Here is a 17067-nt window from a genome sequence, read left to right as displayed (position 1 = left end):
CTAAATGATTTAGCTTTGCCCGCTCTAAAACAGTTCTTAGAAAATGATCAGCAGAAGAAATATTCGTGTGAAAGTAATGCAGACCTTGTATGCTGTGGAAACCCAGTTCGCAGAGTCAGGCGAAGAAAAGAAATTGACCACCGCAGAACAGGTGAAGATTTTACAAAAACAATTCGATCAGTCGCAGCAACTGTTTGTGTTCATGGTTCATTTTCTCACAGAATTGGCCCGCTACGCAGAAACCGATGCACGCAACCGCGCCGCCAAACACTTACCCTCAGCCGAAGACCTCAGTGTGAACACCAAGCTCGCAGGCAATGAAGTACTCTGGAAAATACTGGAATCACCTTCCTGGCTGCAAGCGAAGAAAGAAGCCAAACCTTCTTCCATCACTGATCAGGACATGGTAAAGAAAATCTACCTGGAATTGGTGGAGAGGCCCGAATACAAAGAATATACCACAGTTCAGGGCAGGGATAAAAAACAGGAAAAAGAGATCCTGGAATTCATCTTCACACAACTGATGCTGAGCAACGAACGCTTCGACAGTTATGTGGAAGAATATTTCAGCAACTGGGATGATGATGGGGACATGCTCAGTCAACTGCTCATGACCTTCCTCTCAAAGCCCGCCAATTTCAATTTCCAGGAACTCCTGGGAAATGAAAAATGGTACTTCGCTAAAAACCTGTTGGAGACCACTGTAGAAAAGAAAGAACTCACCATGGAATATATCCGGCCCAAGCTGAAGAACTGGGATGCAGACAGGATCGCGGTGCTGGACATGCTGCTGATGCGCATGGGTGTTTGCGAATTCCTTTTCTTTGAAACCATTCCGCCCAAGGTGACCATCAATGAATACATCGATCTGGCCAAAGAGTACAGCACTCCGCAAAGCGGTCAGTTTGTAAATGGAATTCTGGATAATATTCATAAGGACCTGGTGCGCGACAATAAAATGCGCAAAGTGGCATTTTCACCGAATCCTAATAATAAACAAAGCTGATCAAACCTATCATTCATTAGATTTGTAAAAATGGCTGGCCTGATGAAAATAGCATTCTCACTCATTTTAGCTGCAGCATTGGCAACAGGCTGCGGCAACAGCGAGCAGACCTATAAACAACCGGAGCTGATCAACTCGAAAGAACTGACAGATATTGAGTGGATCAACCCCAATGTAGACCTGGGCAAGATCAATGAAGGGCAAATGGTGGAAGTGGTATTCCGATTCAAGAACACCGGCAAGAAACCACTGGTGATCCGCGGTGTTCATCCCGGTTGCGGATGTACGGTAGCCAATCCTCCCGCAGAACCCATCGCTCCCGGCGCAGAAGGCGAGATCAAAGCCACATTCGACAGCAAGGGCAGGGCCGGCGTGAACCACAAGAGCATCTCCGTGGATGCCAACACCAACGGTTCCCAGACCCATGAAGTATCTTTCAACGTTGAAGTAGTTCCCACAAAAAAATAACAAACCTCATTACAAACACAAATTCTCAAATTCAATACAATGACACAGTTAGTGATTTTCTTACAGGCACAAGGCGGCGGCGCAGGCTGGATGAACATGGTATTACTGGGTGGTATGATCCTCGTATTCTGGTTGTTCATGATCCGTCCGCAAGCCAAAAAAGCCAAGCTGGCCAAACAATTCCAGGAGAACCTGCAAAAAGGTGACAAGATCGTTACCATCGCAGGTATCCACGGTGTGGTTAACAAAATGAACGAAGACGGCACCATCCAACTGGAAACCAGCCCCGGCAGCTATATCAAGATCGAAAAGAGCGCCATCTCCATGGAGTGGACTAATAATATCAATAAGGCAGCTGCTCCTGCTAAGTAGTTGTGCAAAAGCGATTACCTGATTGAGCGCCTCAACTGAGGCGCTTTTTTATGCAATCTCTAAATGCGTTATTTTAGCAGCTTATGATCAGCGTTGGCATTACCGGTGGTATCGGCTCAGGCAAAAGTACTGTGGCCCGCATCTTTGAAGTGCTCGGCATTCCTGTTTACTATGCAGACGATGCCGCCAAACGAATCATGAATACAGACCCGGAACTCCGCCAGTCTATCATCGACACTTTCGGACCAGAGACTTATTCTAACGGCGTGCTTAACCGAAAAGTTCTTTCCTCCCTCGTATTCGACCGCCAGGAAAAACTGGAACAGCTCAATGCGCTGGTGCATCCTGCCACTATCCGCGACGGAGAAAAATGGATGCAGGCCCAAACCACTCCCTACGCTATCAAGGAGGCCGCCCTCTTCTTCGAGTCCGGCTCTGCCGCCTCTCTGGATTATATCATCGGAGTATATGCGCCCGTCGCCTTACGCATCCACCGCGCCATGCAGCGCGATAATATCACCCGCGAAGCCGTACTCGCCCGTATGAGCAAACAAATTGACGAAAACATCAAAATGCGGTTGTGCAACTTCGTTATTGTAAATGATGAGCAACAACCCGTACTCCCGCAGGTACTCGCCCTCCATAAAGAGCTGCTAGCTCTTTCGGCTCAGAAACGCTGATTACCTTCCATCAATTCCATTTGACTTTTGGAGCTTTAACCGCTATATTTATTTCCAAATAATTCTGCATGAGAAAAGCCCTGACAGCCCTTGCGCTGTGCAGCCTGCCCGCATTACTGGCAGCGCAGTCCCCGGCCGGTTACAGTAACCATCAGCAACAATCCCGGCGCATCCAGGCACTTGCCTCCGGCTATCCTTCACTGGTAAGCGTGCAATCCCTCACTAAAACTGCAGGAGGAAAAGATATCTGGATGATCACCATCGGTACAAAGCCAGCCGATGACAAACCTGCCATTGCTGTGGTGGGAGGCGTGGAAGGCCAGCACCTGCTAGGGGCAGAACTGGCATTGGGATTTGCAGAGAAAGTCCTGGCTGCAAGCCAATCCGATTCCATCCGCCAATTGCTCAGCCGCACTACCTTCTACGTATTCCCGAATATGAGCCCGGACGCATCGGAACAATATTTCGCCAGTCTGAAATATGAACGCCAGGGCAATGCCGGCAAAACGGATGACGACCGCGATGGCAAACTCAATGAAGATGGTTTTGATGATCTCGATAATAATGGAAAGATCACATTCATGCGCGTGGAATCTCCCATCGGTCAATACAAACTTCATCCGGATGATCCACGCGTACTGATCAAAGCCGATCCTGCAAAAGGGGAAAAAGGACAATATCTCCTCTATTCCGAAGGCATCGACAACGATAAAGACGATCGCTTCAATGAAGACGGAGAAGGCGGTGTACATTTCAACAAGAACCTTACACATAAATATCCTCCCTTCATTCCAGGCTCCGGCGAATTTGCCGTATCCGAACCGGAAACAAGAGCCTTGCTCGACAAACTCTATGAACACTTCAATGTATATGCCGTAGTGAGCTTCAGCAGCAATAACAACCTGAGCACACCCCTCTCCTACAATGCAGCCGCCGCTTCACAGAAATTGGTGAATGGCTGGCTGGAGGCCGATGTGAAAGCCAATGCCACGGTAACCGATCTCTACAATAAAACGGTAACATTCAAAGACGCTCCAAAGTCGAATGCCGCCGGCGGCGATCTGCTCTCCTGGGCCTATTACCACTACGCACGATACAGTTTCAGCACACCCGGCTGGGCCGTACCCAAAACAAAACCAGACACAGCCAAAAAAGAAAAAACATTCACTGCTGACGATCCCACCGCCAACTACCTTCGCTGGGCTTCGCAACAAGGGATCAGCAATACGTTCACAGATTGGAAAACCGTATCCCACCCGGATTTTCCCGGTCAGAAAGTGGAAGTGGGCGGTGTGGCCCCATTTGTGCTCATCAATCCTCCATACAAAATGGTGCCTGCTATCGTTCAGCAACATACGAACTTCCTGGTGCAGCTGGCAGGCTACCAGCCATCGCTGGAAATACTGAACATCAAAACAGAAAAAGTGTCGGCTGGACTCACCCGTGTTACTGTAGACATCACCAACAAGGGCTTGCTGGCCTCACATACCAAGATTGGTGAGCGAAATTATTTCACAAAGCGCATATCGGTCAAGGTGGGTACTACCGGTAACCAGCAGGTGATTAGTGGACGTAAGAACCAATTGCTCGGCTCGCTGGACGCCAATAGCAGCCAGCAACTCAGCTGGCTGATCAAGGGAACGGGTAAACTATCTATCGAAGCAGTTTGTCCTACCACCGGCAATGCCAGTATTTACTTAAACCTGTAATGTTCACCCACAAACTCAGACTTATGTCGTTCAACATAAAAACATTCCTGCTGCCTGTTGTATTCAGCCTTGTTGTATGCACACAGGCGCAGCAACCCAACCAGGTGTTCAAAGCTGTTGGCACACCGGTGAATCCCAAAGTGCCGATCAGTTGGAACCGCTACAATGATTATGCAGCCATCACAGAGATCTGCAAAAAACTGGCGGCAGCGCATCCCGGTCTCTGCAAGCTGGAATCGATCGGCAAATCCTTCAAGGGAAAAGAACTCTGGTGCCTCACCATCTCCGATCTGAAAAAGGGTGACCCTCACCGTAAGCCTGCCATGTACATCGATGGAAATATCCATTCCAACGAAGTACAGGGAAGCGAGTTTGCCATGTACACTGCATGGTACCTGCTGGAATCCTTTACCGACAATGCTTTCATCAGGGAATTGCTGGAAGACAAAACATTCTACATCGTTCCTACTATCAACCCCGATGCCAGGGATTATTTCTTCCATGAACCCAATACAGCACACTCGCCTCGCTCCGGATTGATCCCTATCGACAATGACCGTGACGGCACAGTGGATGAAGACCCTTATGATGATCTCGATGGCGACGGCAGCATAACGATGATGCGCAGACGCAATCCCAATGGCCGCTGGAAGCAGGATCCTTCAGATCCCCGAAAAATGGTACAGGCTGGACCTGAAGAAAAAGGCGAATACGATGTGCTCGGCGCAGAAGGTATCGATAATGATGGCGATGGACTGGTGAACGAAGATGCGCCCACGCATCAATATGATCCGAACCGCGACTGGGGCTGGAACTGGCAGCCCAATACCATCCAGGGAGGGGCCTACAAATATCCTTTCTCATTGCCCGAGAACCGCGCCGTGATGGAGTTTGTGATGAAGCACCCGAATATCGCAGCGGCACAGTCGTACCACAATGCAGGCGGTATGATCCTTCGCGGCCCAGGCGCTGCCGAAGATATCGGCACTTACAACCAGGCTGATATCGCCATTTACGACTACCTCGCTAAAAAAGGCGAAAGCCTGATGCCCGGGTATCGCTACCTGGTGGTATATAAAGATATGTATTCCGTGTACGGCGGGGAACTCGACTGGTTCTATGGTGGCCGCGGCATCTATACTTTCTCCAACGAACTCTGGACAGGCTACCTGATGTTCAACAAAGGCAACGATGATGAACCACCAGCCGCCGATCCTTCGTATACATTCGACCGTTACCTGCTGTTCAAAGATGCATTCGTAGAATGGAAACCCTATGAACATCCGCAATATGGCAAGATAGAGATCGGAGGCTTCAAGAAGAATTTCGGTCGTATGCATCCGGGCTTCCTGCTGGAAGCGGATGCGCATCGAAACATGAGCTTCAGTGTATTCCATTGCTACCAGACACCGAAACTCAGTATCGATTCAATTATGGAAAAGGATTTAGGCGATGGATTGAAAGAAGTAACGGCTATCATCAGCAACCAGCGCGTGATCCCTACCCATGCCAGCCAGGACCTCAAATACAAGATCGAACAACCCGATAAGATCAGCATCAGCGGCGCCAAAGTGCTGGCCGGTATGCTGGTGGAGAACCGGGATCTGAACATTACCAAAGAACAGAAGAATGATCCCGCAGTGATCGAAGTGTCGAATATTCCCGGAACCAGTACGGTAACTGTGAGGTGGATCGTGCAGGGAAATAGCGGTTATACGATTGTGGTTGATAGCAAGAAAGGCGGTATTGCCAGCCGGAAAAGCAAGGGATAATTATGGAAAAGTCTATATTTGGAGATATAATAAATTCATCCTACTTCAAATTGCAATCTGAATATGAATTCTATCGAAGATGTACAGGCTTTAATGAAGGATTTAGAATCTGATAGAATTGAAAGAACAATTTCTTTCAGAGAAGATAAGCTAGGGCCGGCAGTTTGTGCCTTTTCGAATGACTTTCCGAATCACAAAAAACCGGGATATATACTACTTGGCGTAAATGATGATGGAACTATTGCCAATATTAAAATCGGGGATGATGAATTACAAAAGATCGGAAACGTCAAGGCAAATGGAAATGTATTACCACAGCCATCTATTTCAGTAAGCCCCATTCATAATATTGATGGAGGGCAAGTTGTAGTAGTACAAGTGAATCCTTCCAGGTTTCCGCCTGTAAGATATGATGGACGTTGCTGGATCAGGGTAGGCCCCAGAAAAGCAAAAGCTAGTGTAGAAGAGGAAAGGATCCTGATTGAAAGACGAGCCAGCTATGCTAAGACTTATGATTTAGTGCCGGCTTTAGGTTCAAACATTACAGATATCAGTATTGAACATTTCAAGTTGATATATTTACCACTGGCAATTGACCAGGAAACCCTTGCAGAGAACGGTAGAACCGTGGAGGAGCAAATGGCGGCGCTTCGCTTTTATGATCTAAAAGAAAATTGCCCTACAAATGGAGGGGTCCTTATGTTTGGCATTAATCCCCTTTTTCAGATCCCGGGTGCATATATTCAATATGTAAAATTCAACGGAGTAAATCTTACCGATGATGTCGTTTTTAACAAAGAGTTTTCCGGGGCTCTCATATCAGAGCTACCTGTTTTAGACGATTTCATTAAGAATAATGTCATTAAAGGAAGACCTGAAAGGACAGGTAGTTTTCAAGAGTTAAATATTCAAAATTACCCTTATTGGGCCTTAAGGGAGCTAATAATGAATGCCGTAATGCATAGAAACTATGAATCAAACTCTCCTATCTTAATTTACGAATTTGATGATCGAATAGAAATAACAAATCCCGGAGGGTTATATGGCGATGTGACTATTGCCAATTTCCCCAACGCTAGTGATTATAGAAATGTAGTTATTGCAGAGTCTATGAAACGATTAGGATATGTAAATAGATTTAATTATGGCGTAAAAAGAGCCATAAACGAATTACAAAAAAATGGAAATGGAGAACCAGACTTTGATTTAAAATTGACTACTAAATTCAAGGTTACGATTCCCATAAATCAGAATTGGTAATGAGAATTATTACTTTTTTCAATAACAAGGGAGGAGTAGGAAAAACCACTACCGTCTATCACGTAGCATGGATGCTGTCTGAAATGGGTATCAGAACCATTACAATAGACCTTGACCCACAATCCAACCTCACTTCAATGTTCATTACTGAAGACAGGCTGGAAGAGATGTATGAATCGGAATTACCAACCTCAATTCTCGATTCCATTATTCCTATAGTAAATGGAGATCAAGCAGTTCCAGCCTATATTGAAGTAATAAACGATTATCTGGGATTAATTCCCGGTAATCTTGCTTTATCAACTTTTGAAGACAAATTAAGTGATGCCTGGCTTAAATGCCTGGACGAAGACAATTATGGTTTCAAAATCACAAGCCTTTTCGGCAATATCATTGCAGAAGCTGCAACAAGATTCAAAGCTGAAATTGTTCTTGTGGACGTGGGACCTAATCTCGGAGCCATCAATAGAGCAGTAACAATCAGCTCTGATTATATTATTATGCCTGTTTCCCCCGATCTCTTTTCACTGCAAGGGATAAAAAACCTTGGCACGACTCTAAATAAATGGAAAAATCAATGGCTTCAAAGAAAGAAATTAAAACCCGATAGTTTACGCATTCAACTTCCTGCAAATAACACTATTCCAAGTGGCTATATAGTTATGCAGTATTCTTCCAGCGAAAGCAGACCTGTTAAATCATATTTACGGTGGGCCAATAAGATACCTTCAGCTTTTTCTGAATTCGTATTGAATCAGCCTGCAGATGAGGAACCCGTTCCAATAGAAGATGATACTAATTGTATTGGCTTTTTAAAGCATTATCGAAGCTTAGCTCCTATGTCAATGGAAGCTAGAAAACCGATTTTTCTTCTAAAGCCAGCAGATGGAGCAATTGGTGCACATATGTATGCAGTTCAGAAAAGCTATTTCGAATTTCTCCAATTGACAAAGAGTATTTTGCAAAAGTGTCCATAGTAATAAGGGCTTTCCAACTTCATCATAAAAAACTCCGGCAGCGCTTACGCATTGCCGGAGTTTATCATTTATAAGTATTCTCTTACTACTTCAATTTTGCCAGCGCTGCGCTGATCCTCTTCCATCCTTCTTCGATCTTCTCCATGCTGTTCGCAAAAGAGATGCGGATGCAGGTTGGCTCTCCAAATGCACGGCCTGTTACGGTAGACACATGCGCATTGTTGAGAATATACATGCACAGATCATCGGCATCCTTGATGGTTTCATTACCATCGGATTTACCGAAATAGCTGCTCACGATCGGGAAAACATAGAAAGCCCCATCGGGTTCGGCCAGTTCCAGTCCGGGAATAGCGTTAATGATCTCCAGTACACGCTTCTTCCTTCTTGCGAACTCTTCCACCATCACCTGCGTAGGACGCAGATCGGAAGTGAGCGCCACGATAGCAGCACGCTGCGTGATACTGTTAGTACCGCTGGTGAATTGCCCCTGGAGTTTTTCGCAGGCTTTCACCACATCAGGATGCGCGGCTATATAACCAAGACGGTAACCAGTCATGGCGAAACCTTTACTCAGACCATTGAGCACGATCACGCGGTCTTTCAGGTCTTCGAACTGAGCAATGCTCTCATGCTTTCCCACGAAGTTGATATACTCATAGATCTCATCGGAGAGGATGAATACATTGGGGTGTTTGCGGAACACTTCTGCCAGTCCTTCCAGTTCGGCTTTGCTGTACACTGAACCGCTGGGGTTACAGGGAGAAGAAAAGATGAACAGTCTTGTTTTATCGGTGATCGCCGCTTCGAGTTGAGCAGGCGTGATCTTGTATTTATTTTCAACGGAAGTGGAAACGAGTTTGCAAACACCTTCGCCCAGCTTCACGATCTCAGAGTAGGTAACCCAGTATGGAGTTGGGATCACTACTTCATCACCTTTGCTCACAGTGGCAAGTACCACGTTGGCGAGGCTTTGCTTGGCGCCGGTAGAAACGATGATGTTCTCTGGTTTGTAGTCCAGGTTATTATCGCGCTTCAGCTTGAAACAAACCGCTTCACGCAGATCGGGGTAACCGGCTACAGGCGTGTAGTGGCTGTAGTTGTCGTCAATAGCTTTCTTCGCTGCCTCTTTGATGTGTTCAGGGGTATCGAAATCGGGTTCGCCCAAACTCAGGTCAATTACATCGAAGCCTTTGGCGCGCAGTTCGCGGCCGAGCTTTGCCATTTTCAACGTCTCTGGCTCGTTGAAAAGGTTCAATCGGGATGATAGTTGCATAATGTTTGTCTGTTGCTTGCTTTACGTGAGACGCAAAAGTAAGGCATAACGGCCATTCGGTCTTTGGGATTTCTTACTTATCATACAACAATTTGAACTCATTCAAATCGGGGGCGTTTTTCCGGGTCCTTTTTAATTCATATTCATAAATCACGCGTCCGAGGTTCTTCATGAATGGAAAACCGATGGTCTCATAATCATATTTGCTGTCGTTGAACACGCCATCTTTATTGGCGAGGATGGTGGCGGAGAGCATGAATTCGATCTTTCTGCCGAAGTCTGCGAAGTAGGCAGCGTCCACCAGGAAACCATAAGCGTCGCCGATCTTGTTGAAGATGCGGAACTGTTTGGGCAGGCCGCCTTTCTCCGCTCCGTAATAAAGGTATTTGGCATAAGCGTCCTGGAAGCTGGTATCATAAGGCGGGTACACGCTTTCCTGCGGGTACTGGCTCATGTATTTCCATACGAAACGGTAATCATCCGCATCGATATTGAAACGTTGCTGCTCACTTACTGCCTGCGGGAAGAGAATAGCCTTGAGAATACCGGTCAGGTCTTCAAGACTGATGCGGTTCTTTCTTGAAAAATCGAAGGGTTGGTTCACCAGTTGGCCATTGCGTTCGAAGCCTGTGCCGAGAAGATCATGACGCGCCACCGGCGCGAGCGCGCTCACCTGCATGGGTTGATGAAAGAGCGTGTCGCCGGCGGGACCGAGAAAAGTAACCGGATTGGTATGACGGTTCTCGTCCTGCGTCATCACCACTTCCAGGTGATGAATGATTTCGGCGGATGAATATCCTTTCTTTCGAAGTTGTTCATTGAGGTATTCCTGCCCAAGGAATTCATACAGACGATTATACGCATCATTATCGCTTACCATAAAAATTTTCCGGATGTATTGGGCGACATTGGGCTTGCCGTCCGGCGTGGTGGGATCATTGAATACTGGCGTTTGCCGGCTGTAGGCGCTGTCGGTAACCATCGTGGTGAACTTGTTCACGCCCGGCAGTTTCATTTCGCGGAGCTTTTGCAGGGCCAGTAATGCCGTTGGCATTTTGACGGTGCTGGCCGGGTAAAAGTACCGGTTGGGATCCACCTGGTAATAATAAGGAGTGAAAACAGGCATGTTGTTGGGGCCGCGATCGATCTGCGTGTAGATGATCTGCAGCCGGTAATCATCAGGTTTACGCAGGATGGAATCGAAATACTGCGGGTATTGCTGTAAAATAGATACAAGCAGGGAGTCTGTCTTCCCGGTTGGTATTTCGGCCGGTAATACAGGCGGGGGCTGGGTTACAGCGGCTTCTTCAATGCGTTTTTCGGACAGGTTCTTTATCTCTTTCTGATGTTTGCATGACAAAAAAAGATAAGAGGATAAGCAAATCAGCGCCAGAACACGTATTTTCATTCCCGAAAATTACAAAATCCACGCAAAGTTTGATAACAGTTGCAGGTCATATTGAAATTGGTTCAGAAATGCCCGGAATCCCAGTCCGGACAGGAGTTAGATACCCCTCTGGCAGCCTGATTTTCGTATTTCCGATTCTGCCTGAAAACCCTATCTTTGCCAACTCCTAAAAAAATAAACAACACTGAAATGAGAGCACTGGTTAGCATTTTTACAGCCCTTTTAATAGGCATCTCGCTGTACCAGCTTTCTTTTACCTGGTTCGTGAACAAGCACGAAAAGGCCATGGGTGAGAAAGCCTTGCAGCAGATCAAAAGAGCCTACCCTACAGCCGCAAGTAAGTTCCCGGGCGACAAAGAAGCTGCTGCCCTTTATCAGGACACACTGGACCAACTGCTGAGAAAACGCAAGCAGGAACTGCTTGACAGCACTGCCGACACCAGGATCACATGGTGGGGACAGACTTACCAGAAAGCTAAAGAAAGCGAGCTGAGACTCGGTCTCGACCTTCAGGGTGGTATCAACGTAACACTCGATATCGCACTGGACGGACTGATCAAAGGCCTGGCCAATAATCCCAAGGACCCACAGATCGTTAAAGCTATCGAAAGGGCTAACCAGTTAAAGCTGAACAGCGATCAAAACTATATCGCTCTCTTTGCTACTGCTTTTAAAGAAGTGAATGCCGGCGCCCGCATGGCTCCTCATTTCGCCAATCCCAATAACAAACTCGCCAACACTGCATCCGATAACCAGGTTACCACCTTTATCAATGAGCAGGCGAACAACGCGATGACTCAAACCTACGAGGTACTGAGAAAGCGTATCGATAAATTCGGTGTTGCCCAACCTACCATTTCACTGGATGAAACCAAAGGCATCATCACTGTGGAACTGGCCGGCGCCAGCGATCCCGAGCGCGTAAGGAAATACCTGCAATCAACTGCCAACCTGCAATTCTGGGAAGTATACACACTGGAGCAAATCGCGGGCTCACTGCAGGCTGCCGACAAAACACTCGAAGGCTATCTCGCAGGTGGCAACAAAGTGGACTCACTCGGCAATATCATTCCTGATACCAGCAGCTCTGCAAAAGTGGACTCGTCCAAAATGAATCCTCTCTTCCAGAAACTGTTCCCTGCACAACCACAGCAGGATCCAACTTCTGGCCGCGTTGTATATTCCAACTTCATCGGAACATCCCGTCTGCAGGATACAGGCGCCGTAAACAGCTACCTCGCTATCCCTGCAGTCCGTAATAACTTCCCAGGCAATATCAAATTCCTCTGGGGCAAACAGGAAAGGAATGCCAATGGCACCCTGATCCCTGCCCTCAATCTCTACGCTATCAAAACCGTTCCGGGTAAAGAAGGCGCAGAACTGGAAGGCGAAGCCATCGAAGATGCCAAACAGGAGTTCGACCCCGTTACCAACGAGGTTCTGGTTACTATGAACATGACCCCTGCAGGCGCCAGCACCTGGGCACGTATGACTGAAAAGAATATCGGTAAGTCGATTGCCATCGTACTGGACGATATCGTTTATACGGCACCGAATGTTCAACAAAAGATCGATGGCGGCAGCTCCCGCATCACCATGGGCCGCGGTACACAAAACCGTCAGCTCGTGATCGAAGAAGCGCAGGACATCGCCAGCATCCTGAAATCAGGTAAACTGGAAGCGCCTGCCAAGATCGTTCAGGAACAAGTAGTAGGTCCTACACTCGGTCAGGCTGCTGTTAAAGGTGGTATGCTTTCTTTCGCTATCGCTTTCGCAGTGATCTTCATCCTGATGATCGTTTACTATAACACCGGTGGCTGGGTGGCAAACATTGCCCTCATCCTCAACCTGCTCTTCACCGTGGGTGTGCTCAGTGCCATGGGCGCTACGCTCACCGCTCCCGGTATCGCAGGTCTGGTACTCACCATCGGTATTGCGGTAGACACCAACGTACTGATCTTCGAACGTATCAAGGAAGAACTCACCAAAGGCAAGAGTTACCAGCAGGCTGTGATCGACGGCTACAAGCGCTCCATGGCGCCTGTATTCGACGCCCACATCACCAACCTCCTCACCGCTATCATCCTGTTCTATTTCGGTCTTGGTCCTGTACTCGGCTTCGCTACCACTCAGATCATCGGTATCATCCTGTCGCTCTTCTGCGGTATCCTGGTATCAAGACTGATCAGCGATTTCTGGACAAGAAAGAACCGTCACTTCAACTACTTCACTCCGCTGAGCCGTAAAGTGTTCAAGCATGCCGCATACAAGTTCATCGAACTGCGTAAGAAAACCTATGTTGTATCCTTTGTGATCCTTGCATTGGGTATCGGCGCACTGATCAACGGCTTCAAATATGGTGTTGAATTCTCCGGTGGCCGCAGCTACGTGGTGAAATTCGATAAGCCCACAAGCCCCGAGAAAGTACGTGTTGCTCTCGAGCATGCCTTCCAGGCAACCCCTGTGGTGAAAACCTACGGGGCCACCAACCAGCTCGACATCACTACAGATTACATGATCGAACAGGCTGGAACTGTTGGCGACTCAGCCGTTCAGAACAAACTTTATGAAGGCCTGAAGCCCTTCCTGAAAGAAGGCGCCACACATGAAGATTTTGCAACCAAATACGTACAGGGCTTCAAACGTGTAGATGCTACTATCTCCGATGACCTGAAAAAAGGCGCTCAATGGGCAACTTTCTGGAGCCTGTTCATCATCGCAGCGTATATCCTTCTACGTTTCCGCGACTGGAGGTATTCACTCGGTACCATCGTAGGTCTGCTGCACGACGTACTGGTTACCCTGGCAGTATTCTCCTTCCTGAAAGACGTAATGCCATTCTCACTGGAAGTTGACCAGCACTTCATTGCTGCGATCCTGACGGTGATCGGCTTCTCGATGAACGATAAGGTGATCGTGTTCGACCGTATCCGCGAATACAGCCGCGAAATGGTTGGAGCAGACAAGACTACCATCATCAACAAAGCGATCAACGATACACTGAGCCGTACCATCATGACATCCTTCACGGTGTTCCTGACCATCCTGATCCTCTTCCTGGTAGGTGGCGAGGTAACAAAAGGCTTCGCATTTGCGATGCTGATTGGTGTATTGACTGGTGTGTACTCTTCTATCTTTGTATCAGCTCCGATCCTGGTTGACTTTGGAAAAGACAAACCACTTGGTGAAGTTCCGAAAGCAAATACAGCGTCAGCTCCGGTAAAACCGAAAGCGCCTGTTGCTAAGAAAGCATAACATCTCTTGAAGATTATATTGGAGCCCCGGTTTGGCCGGGGCTTTTTTTATGCATGCCGGATTTTGGGGAAGCCGGGATCGGGAGATGGTGAAGTCGGGCTGATGAAACAAGCCAACGCTTTGGGTAGTTATTTGAGCTATGGTTTGGTGGGATTGGACTGTAGTATTTCTATTGAGCTTTTTCGCTTATGTTTCATAGGCCCTTTTCCCCATCCCCGCGCTCCCGGCCCCTTCCGCATAGGCATCATTGTTAGCCCGGCAATTTTTTTGAAATATTTATGGCCGCATCAATCTATCAACCACTAACTTACTCAAGCACCCAATGCAACGTTTACTTTGAGTGATGCACTCTTTCCCCATCCCCCCTTTCCTTTTTTATTGAGTGAGTGAAGGAAGCAGGGATCCAATTGGTGTTACACGTCCGGAGAGGTGGGGCGCAAAGTGATATGCAGTGGCGGTCTAGGAAACATAAGCGAAAAGGCCCGGCTCAGCACCACCGCCCAATCCCACCAACCCAAAGCTCAACCAAAATCCTCCCGCGCCGGTTTGTTTCCCAACCGCTCCTGCATATCCTTTGCGCCCGGCCCACCCTTCATCAACACCCAACCTATCTCCACACGAACAAAATAAAAAAACGCCGTACTTATCCCTGTACGACGTTCATAAAAACCCCTAATACAAACCTAATTTATGCTATTGCTTAATTTATTATTGTTCCCCCGAAATAGATTGATTACGGCATAAAGCTATCCATATTTATTTTCCATTTGCTTTTTTGGAGCCCGCTTAACCGCGGTTTAACGAGTGTTAACGGTTGGCTAAGCAGCTGCTCAGGTGTGCATCCGAAACAGTAACTTCATATAAAATGATTTGTTATGAATCCCGAAAAAGCAAAATATATTAATAACCTGCTGAATACCGAGAATGATCATCTCAGGAAGCTGCATGAGATCGTTTGCCAGGCAGTGGAGCAGGAAAAACTGATCTTACAGAAGATTGAAGAGCCAACAGCGGAGAAGCTTAGCTCCGGCCAGCGGATCGCAGATAAGGTGGCCAGGTTTGGAGGCAGCTGGAAATTCATTCTCCTATTTATGGGCATCCTCATTTTCTGGATCATTTTCAATTTGCAACTGCCGCAGGAAAAAAGATTCGATCCCTATCCTTTCATCCTGCTGAACCTGGTGCTGAGTTGCCTGGCTGCCATACAGGCGCCAGTGATCATGATGAGCCAGAACAGGCAGGAGGAAAAAGACCGCAAGCGGAATGAAAATGATTATATCGTGAACCTGAAAGCGGAGATCGAGATCAGGACCCTGCATCAGAAAATGGACCTGCTCCTGGAAGAACAGTTCAAAAAACTGATGGAAGCGCAGGCAGATCAGATCAGGCTGCTGCAATCGCTGATCAGGGAAGAATACAAGAAGAATACGGGAACTGAGGTCAAAAGAAAAACGCCGCCCACAAAGGAAGACGGCACGGCATAGCCGTAAATAAAACCTGCCGTTTTAACCGGCAGTTAACTTGTGTTAAGCAGATGTTGTTTGACCAGCAAAAAAAATTATTGTCCATAATGAGAAGCAAATTTGCCATTGGTACTTATATAGACGGTATGCGTTCCAAAACCCTCAAATGGATTGTGCTCACAGCAACCCTGCTCATCATCGCAATTGTTGGGGTACAGCTGTACTGGCTCAACAAAATATACTCACTGGAACAAAAGACATTCAACATGAACGTGGTGAAGAGTATCCGGGGAGTGTATGAAGATGTAAAACTGGTTGACTCACCAGTGTATCACCTGCAGGACTATATCGAACATCCATCGCCCGATTATTTTCTGTTCAGAACAGGCTCTCAATATAACAAGGACTCCCTCATCTGGTATCTAAAAGATGAACTCAACGATTTCGACGTGCTCACCGATGCACATATCGGTTTCTATGATGCAGGAAAACAAAAATACATCTCACGAGAATACATAACCGCAGCTGCAGCCCGCTACGATCCCCTGGTGTTCCCTTTTCCTGTTTACGAAAGACAGCATGATTATGTGCTCATCTATTTCCCTCACCGCAACAAATACGTGCTGAGCCAAATGAACTTCTGGTTCATCAGCAGCGCTGTACTCTTTATTGTATTGACCGGCCTGGCCGTCAGTCTTTTTTATTTCTACCGCCAGAAATTCCTGGCCGAGATACAAAAAGACTTCGTGAACAATTTCACCCATGAGTTCAAAACGCCGCTGGCCGTAATGAAGATATCCTCCGATGTACTGCTGCAGGAAAAGATCATCCAGCAACCTGATAGACTGCATCAGTATGCCTCGATTATCCAGAACCAGACAATGCACCTGCAAAAACAGGTGGAACGCCTGCTGCAGGCCGCTACCACGGAAAGAAAGGAATTACCGATCCAGAAAAAAACCGTTTCCGTAAATGATCTGCTGGATGAAGCCATTGCAAAGATCCGGCCACTGGCACTGGAGAAGAAAGCCATTATTGATTTACAGTTACCAGAAACAGAAAATCTGGAATTGCAGGCAGACCGTGCACACCTGGAACTGGCCATCGTGAACCTTCTTGAGAATGCCCTGAAATATGCACCAGAACCCAAAATAATTGTAAGCGCCGGAAAGGAAAATGATCATATATTTATTTCGATAAAAGACAACGGAATAGGGATCGACAAGAAATACCACAAAAGATTGTTCGAGAAATTTTATCGCGTTCCTACCGGCGATGTCCACAATGTAAAAGGCTTCGGATTAGGGCTGAGCTTCGTTAAACGCATCATCGACGCTCATCATGGCGCCATCACCATCAACAGTATCCCAGGGATCGGAACTGAATTCAAAATGCTATTGCCCGGCAATTAAACAACTGAC

The 17067-nt window shown here is 47.1% G+C and carries 13 protein-coding genes; 11 read left to right on the top strand and 2 right to left on the bottom strand.

What is annotated here, in order from left to right; genetic code table 11:
- The first annotated feature begins 43 nt into the window (after positions 1-43).
- The 8 genes from nusB (at position 44) to D9Y29_RS21650 (ending at position 8244) form a co-directional block, all read left to right on the top strand.
- On the top strand, positions 44-1006 hold the full coding sequence (gene nusB / locus D9Y29_RS21685; RefSeq protein WP_127132237.1) for a transcription antitermination factor NusB: 963 nt from the start codon (positions 44-46) through the stop codon (positions 1004-1006).
- 42 nt (positions 1007-1048) lie between these two features.
- A complete protein-coding gene (locus tag D9Y29_RS21680) occupies positions 1049-1474 on the top strand; it encodes a DUF1573 domain-containing protein (RefSeq protein ID WP_164735511.1) in 426 nt (141 codons plus the stop codon).
- Positions 1475-1513: 39 nt separating this feature from the next.
- A complete protein-coding gene (gene yajC / locus D9Y29_RS21675) occupies positions 1514-1846 on the top strand; it encodes a preprotein translocase subunit YajC (RefSeq protein WP_127132233.1) in 333 nt (110 codons plus the stop codon).
- 83 nt (positions 1847-1929) lie between these two features.
- On the top strand, positions 1930-2526 hold the full coding sequence (gene coaE, locus D9Y29_RS21670) for a dephospho-CoA kinase (protein WP_127132231.1): 597 nt from the start codon (positions 1930-1932) through the stop codon (positions 2524-2526).
- 68 nt (positions 2527-2594) lie between these two features.
- The gene (locus D9Y29_RS21665; protein ID WP_127132229.1) at positions 2595-4235 is read left to right on the top strand and encodes a M14 family metallopeptidase; all 1641 of its coding nucleotides are present in this window, start codon (positions 2595-2597) and stop codon (positions 4233-4235) included.
- 23 nt (positions 4236-4258) lie between these two features.
- Positions 4259-6007, top strand: coding sequence for a M14 family metallopeptidase (locus D9Y29_RS21660; protein WP_127132227.1), 1749 nt, complete (start codon positions 4259-4261; stop codon positions 6005-6007).
- A 63-nt stretch (positions 6008-6070) separates the two neighbouring features.
- The gene (locus D9Y29_RS21655) at positions 6071-7267 is read left to right on the top strand and encodes an ATP-binding protein (RefSeq protein WP_127132225.1); all 1197 of its coding nucleotides are present in this window, start codon (positions 6071-6073) and stop codon (positions 7265-7267) included.
- Positions 7267-8244, top strand: a complete 978-nt coding sequence (locus D9Y29_RS21650; RefSeq protein ID WP_127132223.1) for a ParA family protein — start codon at positions 7267-7269, stop codon at positions 8242-8244. Before D9Y29_RS21655 ends, D9Y29_RS21650 begins: the two co-directional genes overlap by 1 nt.
- A gap of 85 nt (positions 8245-8329) precedes the next feature.
- Here D9Y29_RS21650 and D9Y29_RS21645 read toward each other — a convergent pair whose 3' ends face one another.
- Together D9Y29_RS21645 and D9Y29_RS21640 are read right to left on the bottom strand one after the other, a co-directional pair.
- Positions 8330-9520: a pyridoxal phosphate-dependent aminotransferase gene (locus D9Y29_RS21645; protein ID WP_127132221.1), complete on the bottom strand. Its 1191-nt coding sequence runs from the start codon at positions 9518-9520 to the stop codon at positions 8330-8332.
- 73 nt (positions 9521-9593) lie between these two features.
- Positions 9594-10928, bottom strand: a complete 1335-nt coding sequence (locus tag D9Y29_RS21640) for a serine hydrolase (protein WP_206513841.1) — start codon at positions 10926-10928, stop codon at positions 9594-9596.
- Between the two features lie 189 nt (positions 10929-11117).
- Here D9Y29_RS21640 and secDF point away from each other — a divergent pair, with 189 nt between their 5' ends.
- The 3 genes from secDF (at position 11118) to D9Y29_RS21625 (ending at position 17058) form a co-directional block, all read left to right on the top strand.
- Positions 11118-14183: a protein translocase subunit SecDF gene (secDF, locus tag D9Y29_RS21635; RefSeq protein ID WP_127132219.1), complete on the top strand. Its 3066-nt coding sequence runs from the start codon at positions 11118-11120 to the stop codon at positions 14181-14183.
- Positions 14184-15058: 875 nt separating this feature from the next.
- Complete coding sequence (locus tag D9Y29_RS21630; protein ID WP_127132218.1) at positions 15059-15667, top strand: DUF1003 domain-containing protein; 609 nt, start codon at positions 15059-15061, stop codon at positions 15665-15667.
- Positions 15668-15753: 86 nt separating this feature from the next.
- Positions 15754-17058: a sensor histidine kinase gene (locus D9Y29_RS21625; protein WP_164735510.1), complete on the top strand. Its 1305-nt coding sequence runs from the start codon at positions 15754-15756 to the stop codon at positions 17056-17058.
- Positions 17059-17067: the final 9 nt, after the last annotated feature.

The sequence above is a fragment of the Pseudoflavitalea rhizosphaerae genome, from assembly GCF_003991355.1.
Taxonomy (GTDB): Bacteria; Bacteroidota; Bacteroidia; order Chitinophagales; family Chitinophagaceae; genus Pseudobacter; species Pseudobacter rhizosphaerae.
The sequence above is the reverse complement of the archived record's forward strand: the minus strand, read 5'-3'. Positions and strand labels throughout refer to the sequence as shown.